Source organism: Paraburkholderia sp. D1E (assembly GCF_052682275.1).
On the sequence record NZ_JBQYMB010000001.1, the window covers coordinates 5,671,420 to 5,687,096 of the forward strand.

General features: G+C 59.1%; 19 protein-coding genes and 1 tRNA gene. 14 read left to right on the plus strand and 6 right to left on the minus strand.

The annotated features are described in order from the left end of the window. Positions 1–326: 326 nt before the first annotated feature. Entirely contained in the window at positions 327–725 is a 399-nt protein-coding gene (locus ACUN0E_RS25580) for a transcriptional regulator (RefSeq protein ID WP_445568334.1), read from the minus strand. Positions 726–1,374: 649 nt separating this feature from the next. Here ACUN0E_RS25580 and ACUN0E_RS25585 point away from each other — a divergent pair. The 13 genes from ACUN0E_RS25585 to ACUN0E_RS25645 all read left to right on the plus strand — a co-directional run bounded on the left by ACUN0E_RS25585 (position 1,375) and on the right by ACUN0E_RS25645 (position 10,854). Further along, a complete protein-coding gene (locus tag ACUN0E_RS25585; RefSeq protein ID WP_445568335.1) occupies positions 1,375–1,719 on the plus strand; it encodes a hypothetical protein in 345 nt (114 codons plus the stop codon). 3 nt (positions 1,720–1,722) lie between these two features. Continuing rightward, entirely contained in the window at positions 1,723–2,019 is a 297-nt protein-coding gene (locus ACUN0E_RS25590) for a hypothetical protein (RefSeq protein WP_445568336.1), read from the plus strand. Between the two features lie 47 nt (positions 2,020–2,066). Then, complete coding sequence (locus ACUN0E_RS25595; protein WP_445568337.1) at positions 2,067–2,324, plus strand: hypothetical protein; 258 nt, start codon at positions 2,067–2,069, stop codon at positions 2,322–2,324. Positions 2,325–2,398: 74 nt separating this feature from the next. Next, complete coding sequence (locus ACUN0E_RS25600; protein WP_445568338.1) at positions 2,399–2,698, plus strand: hypothetical protein; 300 nt, start codon at positions 2,399–2,401, stop codon at positions 2,696–2,698. 92 nt (positions 2,699–2,790) lie between these two features. Beyond that, entirely contained in the window at positions 2,791–4,152 is a 1,362-nt protein-coding gene (locus ACUN0E_RS25605; protein ID WP_445568339.1) for a hypothetical protein, read from the plus strand. An 8-nt stretch (positions 4,153–4,160) separates the two neighbouring features. Next, a complete protein-coding gene (locus ACUN0E_RS25610) occupies positions 4,161–4,454 on the plus strand; it encodes a DUF2523 domain-containing protein (RefSeq protein WP_445568340.1) in 294 nt (97 codons plus the stop codon). Between the two features lie 103 nt (positions 4,455–4,557). Beyond that, the gene (locus ACUN0E_RS25615; RefSeq protein WP_445568341.1) at positions 4,558–5,643 is read left to right on the plus strand and encodes a zonular occludens toxin domain-containing protein; all 1,086 of its coding nucleotides are present in this window, start codon (positions 4,558–4,560) and stop codon (positions 5,641–5,643) included. Beyond that, the gene (locus ACUN0E_RS25620; RefSeq protein WP_445568342.1) at positions 5,640–6,974 is read left to right on the plus strand and encodes a type II secretion system protein GspD; all 1,335 of its coding nucleotides are present in this window, start codon (positions 5,640–5,642) and stop codon (positions 6,972–6,974) included. Before ACUN0E_RS25615 ends, ACUN0E_RS25620 begins: the two co-directional genes overlap by 4 nt. A gap of 97 nt (positions 6,975–7,071) precedes the next feature. Then, complete coding sequence (locus tag ACUN0E_RS25625) at positions 7,072–7,620, plus strand: hypothetical protein (protein ID WP_445568343.1); 549 nt, start codon at positions 7,072–7,074, stop codon at positions 7,618–7,620. A gap of 489 nt (positions 7,621–8,109) precedes the next feature. Beyond that, entirely contained in the window at positions 8,110–9,027 is a 918-nt protein-coding gene (locus ACUN0E_RS25630; protein ID WP_445570517.1) for a rolling circle replication-associated protein, read from the plus strand. An 83-nt stretch (positions 9,028–9,110) separates the two neighbouring features. Next, positions 9,111–9,968 (plus strand): tyrosine-type recombinase/integrase, encoded by an 858-nt coding sequence (locus ACUN0E_RS25635; RefSeq protein WP_445568344.1) that lies wholly within the window; start codon positions 9,111–9,113, stop codon positions 9,966–9,968. 128 nt (positions 9,969–10,096) lie between these two features. Beyond that, positions 10,097–10,579, plus strand: a complete 483-nt coding sequence (locus ACUN0E_RS25640) for a DUF2778 domain-containing protein (RefSeq protein WP_445568345.1) — start codon at positions 10,097–10,099, stop codon at positions 10,577–10,579. Further along, positions 10,576–10,854, plus strand: coding sequence for a hypothetical protein (locus tag ACUN0E_RS25645; RefSeq protein WP_445568346.1), 279 nt, complete (start codon positions 10,576–10,578; stop codon positions 10,852–10,854). The genes ACUN0E_RS25640 and ACUN0E_RS25645 overlap by 4 nt, the downstream gene beginning before the upstream one ends. A 374-nt stretch (positions 10,855–11,228) precedes the next feature. Here the strand turns inward: ACUN0E_RS25645 and ACUN0E_RS25650 are convergent, their stop codons facing one another. The 5 genes from ACUN0E_RS25650 to ACUN0E_RS25670 form a co-directional block, all read right to left on the minus strand. After that, entirely contained in the window at positions 11,229–12,149 is a 921-nt protein-coding gene (locus tag ACUN0E_RS25650; protein WP_445568347.1) for a hypothetical protein, read from the minus strand. A 484-nt stretch (positions 12,150–12,633) separates the two neighbouring features. Next, positions 12,634–12,708, minus strand: a tRNA-Val gene (locus ACUN0E_RS25655). A 48-nt stretch (positions 12,709–12,756) separates the two neighbouring features. Further along, positions 12,757–13,491 (minus strand): DNA polymerase III subunit epsilon, encoded by a 735-nt coding sequence (gene dnaQ / locus ACUN0E_RS25660; protein ID WP_408391104.1) that lies wholly within the window; start codon positions 13,489–13,491, stop codon positions 12,757–12,759. 80 nt (positions 13,492–13,571) lie between these two features. Then, positions 13,572–14,018, minus strand: coding sequence for a ribonuclease HI (gene rnhA / locus ACUN0E_RS25665; protein WP_179733338.1), 447 nt, complete (start codon positions 14,016–14,018; stop codon positions 13,572–13,574). Further along, positions 14,015–14,866, minus strand: a complete 852-nt coding sequence (locus ACUN0E_RS25670; RefSeq protein WP_445568348.1) for a class I SAM-dependent methyltransferase — start codon at positions 14,864–14,866, stop codon at positions 14,015–14,017. Before ACUN0E_RS25670 ends, rnhA begins: the two co-directional genes overlap by 4 nt. A 19-nt stretch (positions 14,867–14,885) precedes the next feature. Here ACUN0E_RS25670 and gloB point away from each other — a divergent pair, with 19 nt between their 5' ends. Next, positions 14,886–15,677: a hydroxyacylglutathione hydrolase gene (gene gloB / locus ACUN0E_RS25675; protein ID WP_408222144.1), complete on the plus strand. Its 792-nt coding sequence runs from the start codon at positions 14,886–14,888 to the stop codon at positions 15,675–15,677.

Genomic DNA, 15,677 nt, shown 5'->3' on the forward strand with positions numbered 1-15,677 from the left:
AGGCAGAACCGCGTGAGCGACGACGCGACTAACTTAAAGTCGCGAGAATGGTCGTGAGACCATCCCAGGGACGACGATATGCACTGCGAACATGTGACGCCTCCCTGTAGTCGAATGAGGTGGTGAAAATAGACGGGGCGAGTGCCCGAGAACTGACTATATCAGCAGTATTTGGCGACTGCAATCGTACGAATGTTCGGTATTGACTTCGACACGGAGGAGGAGCATGTGCGCTTCAGTGTGCCCGTACGTGATCAATCCGCAGCATGCCTGCGTGCAAAAGCAAAAAAGCCCTCGACTTACGTTCGAGGGCTTTCTCTTGCGGGTCACGCGAATCTGGTGGGTGGTACAGGGATTGAACCTGTGACCCCTGCCGTGTGAATGCAGTGATCCTCTGCTGCGGCAGCATTTTTAGGTGCTAGGCTCGAAAAGGTCGCGAGTGTAAGGATCACGGTCGCGGCTACCCCGGCCGCGCGTAGGTTTCCCAGTGCGCGAGCCCATACCGATTGGTGTTTTTCGTCGAGTTCGAGTTCGATCAGTGCGAGCGTTTCGAGCGGCGGTAGCTCGGCCAATTCTGCGAGCAGCATGATTTCACCAGCGTCGGGTTTGCGCTTCCCGTTTCGCCATGACGATAGGCGCGACTGTTCGAAGCTGAAACGCTGCGCTACCGCGCCTAGTGAGCCTTGTTTGCGTTTGGCTGCGTCTAGCAGTTCGCTAATCGTCATATCGATTCCCCTTGACAATTTTCGACGGATGTCGAAATAATGCGCCCTATGATTTAGTCATCCGTCGAAATTTTTAGCGGACTGACTTAAGCCCGCAGTCTATCAGCCTGACCCAAAAAAGGTAAACCCCGCTGCAGTCGGGGAGTTGTAAGCCAACGTTACGGGGGTAGCGGTGCCTGAATACGAAGTCCACGTGTATACGCAGTGCGCCCATGCGCGTGTTGCGAAGGTCGAAGTCTCCGCGCCTGACGCTGAAAGGGCGTGCAAAAAGGCCCGTAGCGCGCTTTCCCGCTCAGGTCGTCATCCAGAATTTCTCACGCTGGTGCCACTTGAAGTTGGCGCACCGGTCAATCCCTTCCGCTTCTGAAATGAACATGGCTAAGTGCGCCTCCGATCACGTTACGTCGGACCTGTTTGATGGGTCGGTTGGTGGGCCGGTGCGGTCGTGTGCAAGCGAGGTGCGTCGTCGCGATTTCCGCGCGGTGCCGGTCGAAGTTGAAGAGGAGTTGTGCGCATGGTGCGGCGTAGACCGTGCGGGTAGCTGCGGTGCCTGTAGTGACCTGAAGGCGGTAGCGAAGTAAGTCGTTCTGTTTTAACCAAACTAATCGAATCGACTACGCGTAGTAGTCCTAATCTGGAGTAACGAAAAATGGCAACTGAAAAAATTCGCATCCTGAAAATCGATCACGAAGAGATCACGAGCAAAAAGACAGGACAGAAGCGGGCTATGCGCGTGCTGCATTGCTTTGTCGAACAGGAATATCAGGACCCGGAGAGTGGTGAAGTGGTGGACGGTTCGTTCGTCGCCAAGACTTCGATCTTCGATGAAAAGGTCAAGGTCGAGACCGGCGAGGAATACCTGGTGCAGTACCGGCTCGGCGAAGGGTACGGCACGGACGCAGGCCGCATGGTGCCGCGCATTGTGTCGTGGATGCCCGCGAACAAGCCCAGGCCGGTCGCGAAGCCTGGTGCTGGTGCCGGCGCGGGGGCGTAAGCGATGTGGTCGGGCACCACACAGTACGTCCTGATCTGTGAGGCCGTTGCCGATTCGAGCCAGTCGGGCGCGAGTGATCAGGTGTTGTGCCCGCCCAATGGCTCGCAGTATTTCCACGTTCAACCGATTCAGGCGTATCTGCTCGATCCCACTGTTGCCTCGTCGGTTGAGGCGACTTTGGCTCCGTTCGATTACGGGCAGGCGGCGGGTTTCTGGGGGTTGGCGTTCACGTCAGTGGTTGCACTGTATTTCGTGTGTAGAGGAATTGGGGCGGTCGTCGAGTTTGTTCGGCGGGCGTAACGATGCGATCCGGGCGCTTCCCGGTACTAGAACCTGAGAGGTGGTGTATGCGTTTTCTGAAGTCGTTGTTTGATAAGGGCGTTGCGCTCGCGCGTGCTGCGGTGGTTGCTGTCGTTGCGGGGGTTAGTGTTGCGCCTGTGGTGTCGCATGCCCAGGCGTCGGGCGTGGACTATACGACGCTGACGAGCCAGGTGGATTTCAGTACCACGGTCACGGCGGTGATGGCGGTTGCCGGGACGCTGGTGGTGCTGTACGTCGCGATCAAGGGCGCGAAAATCGTCCTTCGCATGATCCGGGGAGCGTAAGCGGGTTTCGGATTTGCGGTAGGGCGGGCTGAGAGGTCCGCCCTTTTTTGTTGGCGTTTCGTCGGGGGGGCGTGATGATCGATTACGGGGTGGTGCTGTCGGCGGTTGCGTCGTCCGTGAGTCCGCTGGTCCTGCCGGTGCTCGCGGTCGCTGCTGTGATTGCTGTGCTGTGGGTTGCGGTGGCCGGTGTGGAGAACGTGCTGAGCATGCTGACTGGCGAGCGTAAGCAGTTCGAGCGTCGTTACAGGCGTGAGTATCGTGGTGGCCGGTTTCGTGAGAGTAAGGATGCGGGCGACTTCAATGATTCGCGTGAGCGCGCTTATCGTGCGTACCGGTTCGACCGTGAGAACAGCGACGTTTCAGGATGGTGGTGAGCGATGGACGCTAACGATGCCTGGTATCTGATCATGTTTGCGTGGGGCTTGCTGTCTGCCTGGGCGGTCATTCAGGGAATGCGGGGGTAATCATGCGGGTTCGTTCGTGGGTGCGGCGGTGCGTCGTGCTGTTCGCGGTTCTGGTGGCTGGGCACGTGGATGCGCAGCAGTTACCTACCGCGAGTGCGGCGGTTGACAAGGTGATCGCTGCGGCGGTTGAGGCCAAGGCATCGCAGCTTGGGTATACGTCACTTAGCGAGGTTGTCCAGGCGACTGAGGCGGCGATGAGCAACGTGGCGGCTCAGGCTGCGGCGAGTGAGGGTACGACTGCGGCATGGCTGACACTGCCCGCTGCGTTGCGCGCTGCTGCGTTGCTGACGGTGCCAACGCCGCTTGGTAATGATTCGGTCGATCAGTGGACCTACAACGCTGACGGTACGGTGACGATCAGCGGTAATCCGCAGGTGACTGGTGGCGGTGTTACGCCGCAGTTTCCGGCGCTGACGAGCGGCGGGGTGTTGTGGGTCGGTCCGGGTTCGGCGTGTGAGGGTGCTGATGCACAGGCGGCCGGTCAATCCTGTTTGCAGATGTACGCGGCTGAGTACGATTACGTGTCGTGGAATGTGCCGTGCACGCAGTCGGGGAATTCTGCGGTGTGTTCGGGTACTGCGGTGACGAATACTGGGCAGAATCGCGCGCCCAGTTTTACTGTGACGCTGTCACCGAATACGTATTCCGGTGCGACCTGTGCGACAGGGCTTTACTACAACGGTGCGTGCCAGTCATACGTATCCGGGACGCCTGCGCCTACGGTAACGACCCAGACCCTGTCGCCTGCTGCGGCGATAGCGGATATTCCTTCCACCGACGACTCGATACCGCTTGGTCCGACGATCATTGCGGGTCTGGCCGATGCGCTATGGCAGAACGCGTCGCAGAACCCGGGGTATGACGGCATTCCGTACCCTGTGGACAATCCCATCACCTCGTCAGATGCATCGTCGGTTGAGTCCGGTTCGCCCTCGTCGTGGCCGTCGATTGGGGCCGCTACTTCGTCTGTGTCCTCGCCGTCTGGCGCGGCGACTGACAACAATCCCTACGCGATCCCGAACAGTACAAATCCGTCCGGCTCTGCTGCGTCGAGTACTGCTGCGGCTTCGCCGCCTGTCACGGTTGACCTTGGTCCGGATCCGGGGATCGGGACGCCGACACTCGAAACCATCCCTACGGCGGCACAGATACTTGCACCGATTCTTGGGCTGCTGCCCGATCTGCGGGCGTATACGGTGCCGTCGCATACGGCAGTGTGTCCGGAACCTTCGTTCGATCTGTGGGGTAGCACGTACACCTTTACAGCGCAGTGCGTGCTGCTTGAAGCGCATGCGAGCGCGATCTATGCCGCGTTCGTGCTGGCTTACTCGATAGCGGCGCTGTTCATCGTTCTCACAGCATAGGGGGTGGTATGTACGGCATTCTGATCAGTGCGTTTAACGTTGTTCTTGCGTTTGTTGTCCGGTCGATCATTGGCCGGTTTTTTGCCTACTTCGTGATGTATTTCATCACGACCGAATTTATCGCTGTATTGCAGTCGGCAGGCGTGTTTCCGACCGCTGCCTCGCTGTCCGGTGCGTTCGGTGGTATCGGCTCGGACATCTGGTATTTCCTCGACCTGTGCGCCTTTAGTTATGGCGCTCCTGCGGTGATTTCAGCGTTCGCGATGCGTTTCATCATCCGGCGCATTCCGGTGATCGGGTGACACATGGCAATCAACATCGGCGGCCTTGTGCTGGGCGTGTGGCTGTACGCGGGCGTGTCGCTCATGTGGTTTCTGACGGACGGCTTTGACATCGGGGTGGACGATGGCGATTAACGCCTATTGCGGTGTCATGGGGTCGGGCAAGTCGTATGAGGTCGTGTCGGGTCCGCTGCTCGATGCCGTTGCTGCGGGTCGTCGTGTCGTGACCAATATCGACGGCGTTGACCAGGACGCGATACATGACTATCTGCACGACCGGCGCGGGGTGCCTGACGGGCGGCTTGGCGCGATTGTCCACGTCAGGACCGATGACATGCTCAAGGATGGCTTCTTCCCGGTCGAGGTCGAAGGGGCGAGCGGTGCGACGGTGACACCGGGGTTCGTGATGCCGGGTGATCTGCTGGTGGTGGATGAGGCGTGGAAGCTGTGGGCGACGGACAAGAAAATCACCAAAGAGCATATGGCGTTCTTCCGCATGCATCGTCACTTCGTGCATGAGGAAACGGGTGTTGCGTGTGATGTGGTGCTCATGATCCAGAGCATTGCGGACCTGCATCGCTCGATCAAGGCCGTGATTGAACTGTCGTTTCGCATGGTCAAGCTTAAGAGCGTCGGCATGTCGAAGGGCTATCGCGTCGAGATGTACGAAACGTACAGGCAGACCGTGGCGACTAAAACCGGGACGTTCGTGCGCCGCTACAAGTCGGAGATTTTTCCACTGTACAAGAGCTATGCAGGGCAGGGCGGCAATGAAAGCACGGTGGACAAACGTCAGAACGTGCTGGCGCGCAAGTCGCTGTGGGTGGGGGCGGTGCTGGTATTGCTGGTTGGCGCTACGGGGCTGTGGTTCGCGTGGGGCTTCTTTCATCAGCGTGGCAAGGTTGAATCGAAGGATGCGGGGGCGTACGCGGGTGGTGGATCGCATCCGGCGTCGGGTCCGGCTGCTGCCGCGATTGCGTCTGGACCGCATACCTCGGACGTGTGGCGCGTGGCGGGTGGGTATCGCGTGGCGGGCGTCGATTACGTGGTGCTGGTCGATGGTGAAGGGCGGCTCAGGGCTGCGTCGCCTGGTGGATTTATGGGTCGTGGCATTGCTCAGGCGGGGGTGCTCGACGGACAGCGGGTGACAACGTGGTCGGGTGCAAAGGCGTCGGGGCCGTCGCTTCCAGTGCCGGGGGTGTCGAAATGAAACGCCTTGCGTGGTGTCTGCTGTTCGTGGTGTTCGACGTGTTCGCTGCGTCCTCGTCGGTGGGCGTTGCCGGTGTGCCGCCGCTGCCGCCTGGCATGGTGGTGCCGGTGGTGTCGGACGGTGATGCACAGCCTGCGGCTCCGTTACGTGCGTTGCCGAAAATGACCGGCTCGCGTATTGATCTGCGTTTCGTGCCGGTCGCGCAGGTGGTCGATCTGATCTATGCGGATCTGCTGGACGCGCCATACGTCATCGATCCCGCTGTGCTTGCTGATACCCGTTCGGTGTCGTTCCGCTTCGACAGATCCCAGGGCGATGTGCGCTCGTTCCTCGCAACGTTTCTCGATTCGCTCGGCTATCAGGTTCAAAGCCGCGATGGTGTGGACTACGTGAGCAAGGCGAAGGAATCGCGGGATGAGGCGAACAGGGTCACGTTCGTGTATCAGCCGCGGCACCGTCACGCCGATTACCTCGCCCGGCTGGTGCAGCCGTTGTTCTCCGGCCGCGTGGCGTCTGATCGTGCTGTGCCGGCTGCGGACGGTGAGAAGGTGGCCAGTGCCGTGCCGGCGACGTCAGCGGCGGGGCAGATAGATCAATCGGTGGATCAACTGGTGTTCATCGGTACGGCGCCTGAGGTCGAGCGGCTGAAAAAGGTGCTGGTCGAACTGGATACCGATCCGGGTGAGGTCGTGGTGCGCGGGTGGGCGTATGAGGTCGACGATACCGACACCACCAATTCGGGTTTCAGCCTCGCCGTAAAGGCTCTCGGCGGTTCAATCAGCGTGGGAAGTGGCGCTACGTCTGCTGACCCGAACCCGTTCCAGTTGAGCATCGCGCGTCTTGACGTGGCGATCTCTGCGTTGAGCGCTGACTCGCGATTTCATGAGGTTTCGTCGCCGCATGTGCGGTGTGTATCGGGGCAGACCGTCAAGCTCAACGTAGGGCAACAGGTGCCGACTGAATCGAGCGTGAGCTACCAGGGCACAAGCGGGACACCTGTGCAATCTATCGCGTATCAGGACGCGGGCGTGATCTTTAACGTTACGCCGGTGGTGATGCGCGACACGATAGAACTGAACGTCGATGAGGAGTTGTCGAGCTTTGCAAACACCACTACAGGCGTGAACAGTTCGCCCACAAAGAACACGCGCTCACTGCAAACGGTCGCTGACATGAAGGATGGTGAAGTGATCGTGCTCGGTGGTCTGATACAGGATCAAAGCACGGTGGCGAACAGTGGCGAGCGCTTCCTGCCCGCGTTTCTTGATGGTCATACGAAGTCAAAGGCACGGACTGAAGTCGTGCTGGTGCTACAGGTTCAGAAGATTTGATGTTACGCATAACGGAATATTAATTATTTGTTACTAGTAACGAAATATATTTAATATCCGTTACTAATAACGTAAAATACAGGTACTGGATAGTGATATGGGGCGCGCGATGGTTCAGCCTGAAGATAACCGGACAATACCGTTACCTTTGCCGGTAGTAACGGAAAAACGAGGGCGGGGCCGTCCCCGCAAGGATGGCGCGCTGACGAATGCGCAACGCCAGGCGGCATATCGGGCACGACATAAGACACAGGGGGAAGCCGTTACCGTAACGAAAAAGATTCCACCGGTTGCGGACGGATATGACGAACTGGTGATTGAGAATGAACGGTTGCGCGAGGAGGTAGCGGCGTTGCGTGCTGCTTCGGTTTCCGGTGGTGGTCGTGACTCATTGCCTGTTGTGCTGGCGGTGAGAGAGCCGATTCCCGAAGACAGGCGGCAGGGGGAATATCGGCTTGGCGTGAGTGTCGCGGATGCGGCCCGTTGTGCGTTGGAACGGTTGGCGTCTGATGTGGGTGTGTCGAAGGGCGTTGTGGTCGAGCGGCTGCTTTATTGGGCCGATGAGGCGGTGCTGCGCTCATTGGTGAACGACGACGCGTTTAATCGTTACCTTGCGCGCAAGCGTAACGGGAAATCAGGCGTCTAGCGTCAGGAGTGTCCGGCACGGTGCCAGGGCGACGTAAGTGCGGTGTGTCTGCGGAGTCGTAGCCTGTGTCGCGCGGCTCAGCGCGGCCTGCCGGACCGAGTAGCGGGTATCGGCGTTAAGGCTGGCCGTGAGGCGTCGCCCGTGATCGAGGCACCCCCTTACTGCCAAGCCGCTTTTCGAGGGCGCGTGCGGGCTGCTGGGGCGATTGCAGGGTGGTGCGGCGAGGTCGGGCAGGGTGGCGCGGTGTGAAGCGGCCCGCCTGCCCGCAGCGGAGCGAGGACAGCCGGGGCGCGCGCAGCGCGCCCCTAAACTTGTACCTCTAACACTTAACGGAAATGGTGCTTGCAGCAGGCGGTAGCAGGGCGCGGGAAAAGAAAAACCCGGCAATCGTTGGTAGCGATTCCGGGCTGTGGCTCAACGTCAGATACAGGACTATCCAACGTGAACGAAGCTATTGTAGGTCAGAATTCGCAGTCTTTTCAAAGCCTTCTGAATGAGGCGGGTTCATTCCAGGCGCTTAACCGGGCCCGAAACGCAGGTGTCGAGCTATCTGAGACGGCTGAGTACTCGCCGTTTAGCGATGAGTACATTGTGCGCACGCAACGGTTTCCGGATGGTCAGCAGGAGGTCGTAGCGTTCAGTACGCGGGTGCAGCGACATTTTCAGGAGTTGCGGCTTCGGCCTCGGGGTATGAGGGGCAAGCGTGAGGCGCTGCATGGCGAAAGCGGCGAGGATGTGTCGGTGAAGTCCGACAAGTCGCTACGCACGTCGATTGAGCGGTCCAAGCGGATGATCCGGCAACGCTGCAAGGCGATCCGGGCAGACCGGATGCTGACGTTATCCACTCGCGCTAATGAGACACGTATTGAGGTGTGGGCGAAGTGGTGGGACGCCTTCCGGCGTCGGCTGTCGAAGCTTCAGGACTTCCATTACGTGGCGGTGCTGGAACGTCAGAAGCGTGGTGCGTGGCATATTCATATCGCGGTCAACGGCCGCCAGAACTGGAATCTGCTGCGCTCGATCTGGCTCTCGGTCATTGCGAAGCATGGAACCGATGGCGTCGTGAACGACAGCATCAAGAATTTTAAAAAGCTGTGTGTGTATCGAAAGATCGGTGGCAAGGGGCGGGCGATGCGGCATCTGATTGCGACGTATATCGCCAAGTACTGCGGCAAGGGCGCGCATGACGTTGGTTTCAACAAGAAACGGTATTGGACAAGTCGGGGCATTGCGCTGCCTGAGCTGACCACGTATGCGCATCTTGGTGCTGAGTCGGGCCGGGGTGAGGCGGTTGCTGCTGCGTATGAGTGCGTCGACGCTAACGGCGCTGATTTCAGTAACGTTCAAACCTTTTGGAATCGCGGTATTGGAGTGTTCTGGATGGCTACGGGTAATACGGATACATAGACATGGCTTCGCGCTTTGGTTTTAGTTTGCGCGACCGCTGACGTTATTTCACGAAGTGGAACTGCGTTCGAGGTGCGTGTTACATGGTCTTTGAAGATGTGGTGGGTATCTATCTGGCTGCGAACAATCACCGTAGCAAGCAGCGGGATCTGTTTTCGCTTAAGCAATTGCAACCGTACTTCGGTGGTCGGGGCATTGTTGACCTGAAGCGGGCTGATGTGCGCGAGTACATCGCGAATAGGCAATTGAACGGTGTTCGGGTGTCTACGGTTCAGCGAGAATTGAGGTTTTTTTCGGCGGCTATAAATTTTGTGCGACTTGAGCATGATCGGCTTGATTTGCCCAACCCGGTTCAACGCCTAGCTATCGCAAGTGCTGATGTTCGCGTGCGTTGGATAACGCGTGAGGAAGCGCGCGCTTTGTTGGGCGCGGCGTCAATGTTTGCCAGGCGACCGCACGTAGCGAATTTCATCAGACTGTCATTGCATACCGGGTGTAGGAAAAACGAATTACTCAAGCTTGAGTGGTCTCGGGTTGACCTTGAGCGTGCGGTGTTTTTTCTCGACACAGCCGATACAAAGAGTGGTAAACGTCGTGTGGTTCCATTGAGTGACGCGGCGCTCGATGCGCTTAGGGATCAGCGGGACTGGATTCGGCGCAATGCACCGCGCTCTGTGTGGGTGTTCGGGACATCTGAAGGCGGACGTTTAACGACTGTTCAGAAGGTTTTTCAGGCTGCGTGTCGTCGAGCGGGTATTGAGGATTTTCGCGTGCACGATATGCGACATACTTTTGCTTCGTGGCTGGTTATCGGCGGTGTGTCGTTGTACGTGGTGAAGGATTTGTTGGGGCACTCGTCTGTGACTGTGACAGAGAGATATGCGCACCTTGCTCCGCATGTTGGGCGGTCGGCGGTACAGATGCTTTTGCCTGTTGGGTAAGTATTGGTCGCTCTGCCTTAGAGATTGTCGATTCATCGGGCATATTCGCGGGCCAATAAATTCACGTTTGTTGCAAAAACCTCGGTGTTTGTCATACCTTACGGCAGTCACAGCCTAAAAGGTTTGAAATGCCAGCCCAATGCACATTCGCACTCAATGGACTAAAACTTTCGACGCTCCTTTGTGGAGGATTCGGAGGGGTAGCAGCGTTTTCTGGCAATAAGGCGCACGTCGATAAGCCCGCAGATACAGCCGTCGTTGGTGCCGGTCCCATTCCCAAGGGCCGCTACTACATCATCAAACGCGAGACAGGCGGGCGACTCGGACGCGTGCGCGACCTCGCCTTGGATATGTGGTCTAACAGCAATCGGGCGACTTGGTTCGCGCTGTACAGCGCGGACGGCAAGATTGATGACTGGACGTTCGTGAACGGCGTGAAGCGTGGCAATTTTCGTCTGCATCCGAATGGCCGCTGGGGCATCAGCGATGGCTGTATCACGCTCACATCGCAGGCGCAGTTTGATCGCCTGCGCGACTACCTGCTTTCTCAACCGGTAGCGATGATTCCCGGCACGGATATCCCGTACTACGGAACGGTGGACGTGCGATGAAAGGTATCTTGCGCGTGGGCCTTGCGGTCCTGCTTACTCCGCTCGTATTCATTGGCCTTTCGCGAATCGACCCGCTTGCGCGCTGGGTTGGCAGCGATACCGCCTGGACGGCGCTGACGCCGTTGTTCCGCCTGTTTGGGGCCGTCGGCATTGAGGGCGAAGAAAACGTATTGCTTGCTGTGCTGTTTATCGCGAGCTTCGTCGTCGCGGCAATTATCGTGTGGATAGCGTCGGTGGTGCTACGCCGCCATAGAGCGCGTCAGGCGGTGCACTGACTGGTGGGTGGTCTGTGATCGAGCGCGTGAATCCTGCTGTCTGGAGGCGCGAATTCGGCCATGAACCGCCGGTCGAGGTCGCCTTCCAATTTGAACAGCCGTGGTCTCGTCCGCCCTCACTCAATGGCTGGTTTCCGGCGAGCGAGTAGCCGGTGGCATTGCCTCGACGCGGCCACAAACCGCCATTCACATGCGTGTTCTGTGGGACGTTCAGGCGTCGGCTCCGTCCCGAAACCAGCCATCGGATTCGGACCCGCTTGCTGTCGGGTTGACAATTGTGTCGACGCCACTCGCAGGGTACTCTGCTTTAGGAGTGACCTTTGGCCATCTGCGCCAACCCCTATCGCGACCAGCGCGGCCGACGGCTATGCTAACTACCGCGGATATTCGCCGGTGCTAACTGCTTGCGCAAGAGCCCATGAGCGGTCTCCAAAGCTGGCAGATACTGGATACGAACTAACCACCCAAACCCAAGAAACGATGTCAGCTCGGGTACGTATCGCATAATAGACAGCGTAATAGGGCACCCCGTTCTGAACGCCTTTCAGGTAGGTCGCCCAGACCGGGTTACCATCGGCGGTGCTTTCGCCGGGTTTACCAACCGTTTCCCAGCCGGAAGCGTTAGCGGCAGAGCGCCCGCCGAACTCTTTAAGTGAGCCTAACCATTGCGTGCGCCCTATGGTAGCTTGCTCGCTGAGGCCAGCGTAAGCCGCCTGTATCGGGTCGGTTGGTTGGGCAGCTTGAGTCACAAGTTGCCAGTTCGGATCTAGGTACCGCGCCGTGGGCGGAGTGTTGAGGGTCGGCAGTGACACAGCAGGTGTCGTCGGCGGATTATCTATCGGGCCTTTCCAGAGAGCAGCCGCGATTGGACCGTATTCGGGCGAAACCTTCCCACGGATCATTTCGATTACGTACCAACTAAGGAACAGGTTCAGGAGCAGAGAAGCCAGAATCCAAGTTCGGGCAATCCAGCCCCACCCGTGCCAGCTGACGTTAAAAGCGCATCGCCACTGAGCAAGAGCCGAGCCCAAACTGGCCGTCAGACCGATGAACAGCAGGGCGGCAGCGGCGTTTCTCGTACCTTCGTCACTTGAGCTCAACGCAAGCGACACCACAACGAAACGAGTCCACACATAGATTGCGATCGCCGAGACTGAGCCTCCTATCCACCATACTCTCCACAACCGCTCCTCACCACGAAGGGCGCGCTGAACGAATGTCATAATTTCTCCCGTTTTTATTTGGTCTTTGCTGGCGGATCTCCGTTCCGGCCCTCGCTTCTTGTCGGCACCCAAGTGCCTAGCCATGATAGCCGTTTTGATCAAGCAGCTATTTGTGGCCGTATTCTCGCACCCCGGAATTTCGTATCATGTCGACATGACGTCGATCATTTGAAATAGGCGGAACTTGTTTGCGAAGAAGTTCGCGTTGTCGGTGGAACCATTATTCGCGACCGTCGACCTGCGCGTATTAGTAAAAGGACCCGTAACTGCCTCACAAACGCCGATCCCCAATCTCGGGAAAGGTCGATAGGCCGCAGCAGACCCGCACGAGCGAATGGCCGTTGAAATTTAGAAACGGACGTTGCTTTCGCGGCGACCCGAATGACGGCACGGGGTCGATTCCTGCCATTCGGCTTTGCCGGTGCAGGATATCCGGGCGAAAAAAAAGCCCCGCAAATGCAGGGCTTTTTCGTGTCGCGTTAGCAGAAGCTTTCTGTGGGTCGGAACCGCCGCGCAAACCAGCGCTTGAGGCGTTTCCAGAGGCTTCGGCTGAATCTGGTGGGTGGTACAGGGATTGAACCTGTGACCCCTGCCGTGTGAAGGCAGTGCTCTACCGCTGAGCTAACCACCCGAAGAGATCCGAATTATGTCAGGGTTTTTTGCGCTCGTAAAGTACTTTTTAAGCGGTTTGCTCATCCGCTGCCGGCGTGGGTTCGAGGCGCCACACGCTCGTGCCTTTGACCGCTTTGTCCAGGCCGTCGAGGACGGCCTGATGTTCGGCGACTTCGTTGTCGCTCGCGGCAATCACGACCAGATTCAGCGAATCGATCGCGATGCGTGGCGCGTGCGCGTCGCCGCCACCGTGCGAATCGCCGAGCATGTCGATGACGAGGCTTTCCTGGCCGCGTGTCATCGCCAGATAAACCTCGGCGAGCAATTCAGAGTCGAGCAGCGCGCCGTGCAGGGTGCGGTGCGCGTTGCTGATGCCGAAGCGATCGCATAGCGCGTCGAGTGAATTGCGCTTGCCCGGGAACATCTGCTTGGCGCGCGCCAGGGTATCGATGATCTCCCCGCAGTAGGTTTTTACCGGCGGCAAGCCCAGCAGCGCAAATTCGGCGTCGAGAAAGCCAATGTCGAACGGCGCGTTGTGAATGATCAGTTCCGCGTCTTGAATGAAGTCGCGAATCTGATCGGCGATCTCGGCGAATTTTGGCTTGTCGCTGAGGAATTCGGTGGTCAGCCCGTGAACCGCGAGTGCGCCGGGATCGCTCTCGCGTTCCGGGTTGATGTAGAAGTGCAGGTTGTTGCCCGTGAGCCGGCGGTTCACCATTTCGACGCAACCGAGTTCAAGGATCCGGTCGCCGGTTCGTGCATTCAGGCCGGTGGTTTCGGTATCGAGGATGAGTTGACGCATGTCGGATTAGCCTGCTCTAAAAAAATCAGCGAAAAAGAAGGGCGCGCGCTTAGGTATTGCGGCGGACATCACGGCACGCATCATATTTCTGCGAGTGACGCGACACCGCGATTGGCCAGTTGATCCGCGCGTTCGTTTTCCGGGTGGCCGTTGTGACCGCGCACCCAGCGCCATTCGATTTCGTGCTGCGCGACGAGTGCGTCGAGCCGCTTCCAGAGATCGGCGTTCTTCACCGGTTGCTTCGCCGCAGTGATCCAGCCTTTTTTCTTCCAGCCGTGAATCCACTCGCTGATACCTTTCTGCACGTACTGCGAGTCGGTGTGCACGACGGCCTTGCAGGGGCGCTTCAGCGCCTCGAGCGCGGCAATTACGCCCATCAGTTCCATGCGGTTGTTGGTGGTGTTGGGTTCACCGCCGAACAGTTCTTTTTCCTGGTCGCCGAAGCGCAGCAGCGCGCCCCAGCCGCCGCGGCCGGGGTTGCCCTTGCAGGCGCCGTCGGTATAAATATCGATGATGTCGGAAGTCATTGAGTGTGGTTGCGTGTGTTCGGAGTGGCGGCGGGCGCGAGGCCCGCGGCGAGGACAGGTTTCTTCACTTTCAGCGGGCCGACGAGGCGCATGCCGCGCACGCGCTTGATCGCCTTGATCATGTAGGTGGCGCCGAAAATCGGCCACCAGCGGTCGCCGGCGGCTTCCATGAAACCGTAGCGGGACAGCCATTGATCGCTGCCGAGCGGCGGACGATAGCAGCCGAAGCGCCCGCGTTCAAGGTCGAAACCCAGCAACTTGATCCAGTCTTTCAGGCGAGTGAAGGCGATCAGGTCGACTGCCGCTGGCACGAACGGCCGGCCGGTCATCTTGCCGACCGATTGACGCGCGCCCCAGAGCGACAGCGAATTGAAGCCGAGAATGATCAACTGGCCTTCGGGCATCAGCACGCGCTCGGCTTCGCGCAACAGCCGGTGCGGGTCGCTTGTGAATTCCAGCGTATGCGGCATCACGATCAGGTCGACACTTTGTGCTTCGAACGGCAAGTCGAGCAGGTCGCACCAGACAGCGCTGCGTCCGGCCGGCGCCGGCAACCCCGCCGGCCGACGTTGGGCGGCGCTGTTGCCCGAGCCATTCCCGGTACGCCCCAGGCCGCGCGGAAAAGTGTAGGGCGCGCTTGCGCCGCTCGCTGCGTCGAGCACGAGCCCGCGGCACGGCATGCGGTTTTCGCGCAAGGCGTCGAGTTGCGGCAGGCCGAGTTGCAGCGCATGGTAACCGAACACGTCCGAGACCACGCGGTCGAGCTGGGTCTGCTCCCACTCGAGTACGTAGCGGCCGGGTGGCGAATCGGTCCAGGCAGGCCAGTCTATAATTGCTCGGTCAGTCATTTCAGAGAATGCGTCGCCTATGAATGCGCTCGAGTACGTACCGGTCCCGGCGTTTGAAGACAATTACATCTGGGTCGTTTCCGACGGGCATCATGCGGTGGTCGTCGATCCGGGTGAGGCCGCCCCCGTGCGCGCTTATCTGGCGAAACGGGGTTGGCGGCTGAGCGCTATTTTACTCACGCACCATCATCAAGACCATGTCGGTGGGGTGGCCGATCTGCTGAATGGCCAGGCCGTTCCCGTGTACGGCCCCGCCGGTGAAGCGATCCAGCACCTCACGCACCGTCTCAAAAACGGCGATCACGTGACGATTGCGGCTCCCGCACTCGAATTCAGCGTGCTCGACGTGCCTGGGCACACGAGCGGTCATATTGCCTATTTTCAGGCCGCCGACCCGCGCGGCACGCCGCACGTGTTTTGTGGCGACACGCTGTTCGCATGTGGCTGCGGCCGTTTGTTCGAAGGCACGCCCGCGCAAATGCTGGCGTCGCTGGATTCGCTTGCCGCGCTTCCCGGCACGACCGAGGTTCACTGCGCACACGAGTACACGTTGTCGAACATCCGCTTCGCGCTCGCCTGCGAGCCGGGCAACGTCGAACTGCACGCCTGGCGTGACGCAGCGAGCGAATTGCGTGCGCGTCACGTGCCGACGCTGCCCACCACCATCGCCCACGAACGCGCGGTGAATCCATTTTTGCGCGCGAGCAATCCGGCGATTCAGGCAACCCTGCAAGAGCAACTGCACGAAAAAGTGCCCGATCGTTTGGCGGCGTTTACGCTGATGCGCGAATGGAAAAACCGCTTCCGTTGA